Source organism: Peribacillus sp. (assembly GCF_059453735.1).
This window is the reverse complement of record NZ_JAZVJO010000074.1, coordinates 1-3,598: the sequence shown is the minus strand read 5'-3', so window position 1 is coordinate 3,598 and position 3,598 is coordinate 1. Positions and strand designations below refer to the sequence as shown.

4 protein-coding genes are annotated in these 3,598 nt (G+C 36.9%); 1 reads left to right on the top strand and 3 read right to left on the bottom strand.

What is annotated here, in order from left to right:
• The coding region (locus AC52RT_RS02470) for an ankyrin repeat domain-containing protein (RefSeq protein WP_495539279.1) at positions 1-693 on the top strand (693 nt) is incomplete at its 5' end.
• A gap of 21 nt (positions 694-714) precedes the next feature.
• Here the strand turns inward: AC52RT_RS02470 and AC52RT_RS02465 are convergent.
• Genes AC52RT_RS02465 through AC52RT_RS02455 form a run of 3 tightly spaced genes read right to left on the bottom strand, consistent with a single transcriptional unit; the run spans position 715 to position 3,444 of the window.
• The gene (locus tag AC52RT_RS02465; protein WP_495539278.1) at positions 715-2,340 is read right to left on the bottom strand and encodes a hypothetical protein; all 1,626 of its coding nucleotides are present in this window, start codon (positions 2,338-2,340) and stop codon (positions 715-717) included.
• A 10-nt stretch (positions 2,341-2,350) separates the two neighbouring features.
• Entirely contained in the window at positions 2,351-2,950 is a 600-nt protein-coding gene (locus tag AC52RT_RS02460) for a PulJ/GspJ family protein (RefSeq protein WP_495539277.1), read from the bottom strand.
• Entirely contained in the window at positions 2,947-3,444 is a 498-nt protein-coding gene (locus AC52RT_RS02455; protein ID WP_495539276.1) for a type II secretion system protein, read from the bottom strand. The genes AC52RT_RS02460 and AC52RT_RS02455 overlap by 4 nt, the downstream gene beginning before the upstream one ends.
• Between the last annotated feature and the right edge of the window lie 154 nt (positions 3,445-3,598).

Sequence of the window (3,598 nt, the reverse complement as noted above, 5' to 3'; positions counted from 1 at the left end):
ATTGCTTATCAGGAGTATACGATCGCAAACAAACTAATTGAAAAAAACGCGAAAATCAGTGAAAAATCAATAATGCCGCTCTTTGTTCAGCTGTCACTTTCATTAAATGATAGTATTCAGCTTGAAGGTAATCCTGAAATGCAAAAAGATGTTGTTAAGTTGTTTAAAACAGCCATAAAACAGGATAAGGATCAGTTGAATCTTGTTGATAACGAGGGGAATACGGCCCTGCATTATGCCTCATTAAAAGGCAACGATGAAGTAGTGGAACTATTGCTGGCAGAAGGAATTGCTCCAGCTGTAACCAATAAAGCTGGTGAAACGGCTCTAGCTTACGCTGTGCAGTCAGGAAAAACGAAGGTATGTGAACAGTTGATAAAGGCAGATAAGAAGCAGGTTAACGTCGTAGATAAAAGTGGCAATAGCCTTTTAATCAGCGCAGTTCTTAATGGCCGGAGTGATATCATCAGCTTGCTTCTTACACACAATATAGCCGTAGATACAAAGGATAAAGCTGAAAAAACAGCGCTCATGTATGCCAGTGAATTTGGTAACATTGAGGCAGTTAATCTGTTACTTAAAGCTGGAGCAAACGCAGCGTTAACAAGTCCCGAAGGATTAACTGCTTATGGATATGCAAAAGAATGGAAACATGAAGACGTGATGGTTACATTAAAAAACTGCGCTGACTAATCTCAGCGGAGTACTTTTAGGTTAGTTATCTTTTTCAAGACGATCTGGAATGGCAGATAGCTGTTTAACTTTCGGTAATGCATCTTCTTGTTCGAAAAATAGTCGTTTATTGTTAACGATTTTAAATCTTGATGAATCAATATCTTCATTATCTGTAAGCTTTAGTTCAGGGGTACCGTCCTCTGCATTCCCTCGAAAACTATTGATTGTTAAGTTATCTTTTGAAAAGAGGCCACCTGTCACATTTAGTAACGACCCTACTCCATAGACATCTGCGACTGAAGCGGTATATAGATACCCGTTAATTCCAGTGGTACTATCGTTAAACTTATTAACCAAGTTTATATTTAAATTGCCTTGCGTCATTAAAATAAAGGCGGGATTTTTCCAAATATCTTTATCAATAGTTCCGGTTGTGCAGGAATTTTGATAACAATGAATATCAGCATTTTTTATGGTGGTTTGGCCTAATACATAGATTACAGAATCAAAACTTAATTTCCCTGCCAGCTTTAAATTCCCTGTTATTAAAATATTTCCTTTAATATCGAGTGCTTTTTTACCGTTATCTTCAAAATTCGCGTCTCCATCAATAATCAGCCATTTACCCTCAGGTACTGTTAAGGATGATACATTAATATTTGGATCGCCGCGATACAAAATATATGGAGATGGTGGAGGATTTTCTAATTTTTTTGAATCTATATACGTTGCAACTTCTTTTTTTAATTCATTGCGAATATGAGCGACTTTAGCTGCATTTCTTTTTTCCTCTGTATCATACAAACCAGTAGGAAAATTGTTTATTGGTATCCCAACTTCTCTTACTTTTTCAAGAAAAGTACCAGGTATATCGATATCAGCAAATGGTGCATCCAGTTGTGCGTAAAGTGGGGCTTGTTTATCACTAAACGCTGTATGGATATCTACCGGTAATTTATCGCGGGTTATGGTGCTCCAGCCTATTGGGTTTTTTTCAAAAGTATTCACGGTTTTATTATAACAATTGCCGCTCTTACAAAGCTGTACATCGCCTTCTTCAATATAAAGTTCTGAAGTTACTTCTGGTGAATGTTTGCTTACCGGGAGATACGTTGATTTTGACTGAAGCACGCTGTTATTCAAATATAATGCTTCATTACTAATATTTAAGGAATATCGTGAATAAATATCTCCATGAATGGATGGTGAACCATTCATGGTTAGATTTGAACGCGATCCGAGTGCATATTTTAGAAAACTTGGTGTGGCCGTTACATACACTAACTGGCTGTATGGTGGACTAGTTACTTTTAATACTCTCGTAAAACCAGCTGTCAGAGTAGTGTGGGCACTAGTTGCATCTTCAAGCCTATAACCGATGTTTTTAGCGTTTTCTTCATCCATAAATTTTTTAAGTTGCGTATCATAGGTAGTGATTGAAGATAGCAGAGTAGGGCTGTTATTGGTGATGAACGCTTGGGTAACAGCTACGCCTTCTTTCATGGCAGCCAGTGCATCTAGATTTTCGGTAATATCCGTTTCTCGCGTTTCGGTACGCTTGGCACCGCCAATATTTGCAGCTAAAAGGACAAGAAGCAGGGTTGTCAGAACGAGAAAGACCAGCATGACGGCTATAAGTGTGGAGCCTTTTTGACTTTTTAACATATGATCCTCCTTAAAATCCGAAGCTGCTCTCGAGAACGAGCGGTTCTGTTTTAATCAGTGAGCCTTGTATACGTGTGTTATTTTCAATAACCATCGTTACATTCAGTGTGCCATGTGTACATTCTCTTTGGTCTCCCTTATTCGTACAAGCAGAAGACGGAGAAAGTGAAATCTCTGTTTTCTTGCCGTCTAACTCTTCTAGTAAGGTGGCACTTGGAATATCTAAAACAGTCGTCTCGGTTCCGCTGTCTTTGGTCGTATTAATCGTAAATTGACCATTTTTAAAATAAATGTCTATTTCCGCTTTGTCTTTATCAGTATCCTCGATAAGATAGCTGTCAATCTCTTTCGTACCGGCCCGGTTAAGTTTAATGCCATCAGCTGTCGTTTCGATACTTTCAGGAGAATTGCTGTACATTTCATCTAAAATCATCGTCGCTATATAATCGGCTTCATCTCGAAGCTGTCCTTCGATTTGGATTTTTTGGTAGAGATTGAGTCCGGTTGTAAATAATAAATAAATCATGGAAGAGACAATTGTCCCAATAATTACAGTCAGTAAAACTTCAATGAGCGTGAAACCGCGATTAGATGAGAGTAACTGTTTCATTTTTTTATAATTCCTTTCACCGTTGTTTCCTGTTCATTCCACGTAACGTTAACAGAAATTGGAATCAGACTTTCTTCTAATTTAAGGGGGGTCTCAACTTCTGTATCAATTTTCTCCGTAGGATCTTTTTCATACTTACTCAATGTAACGACGGCTTCATAGCGAACGTTATTAATGACAGATTCAAAGATCCTTTGGCAGGTAGAATCACTGCTGAGGTCGGAACAATTATTTTTATTTATGACTAAGGGACTTGTTGATGTGTTAGGAAGATAGGCCATCGTTTTATCAAAATCCAGTTGTTCAATATAATTAACAACGTTTCTAGCAACATTTATTCCTACCGTTTTACTTTGGTTGTTTTTTGTATAATCATAGGATTGATTGAAGAATGATAGGATAGAAACGGAAATAATACCCAGTAGTGAGACTGATAGAAGGACTTCAATTAAGGTAAATCCTTTTTGGGTATTGAAAAAAATCATTTTTTTCATAGCTTTCCCTTCTTTCAATATAACTGTATTTATTATACAATAATTATAGGTGTTTTTTGTAATTATGGTTATAAATTCTTTTATACGAAAAAAATACAAGTTTAGAGAAGGGGCACTAAAATTGGAAACGATTATTTTTGCGTGTATTTCTCTG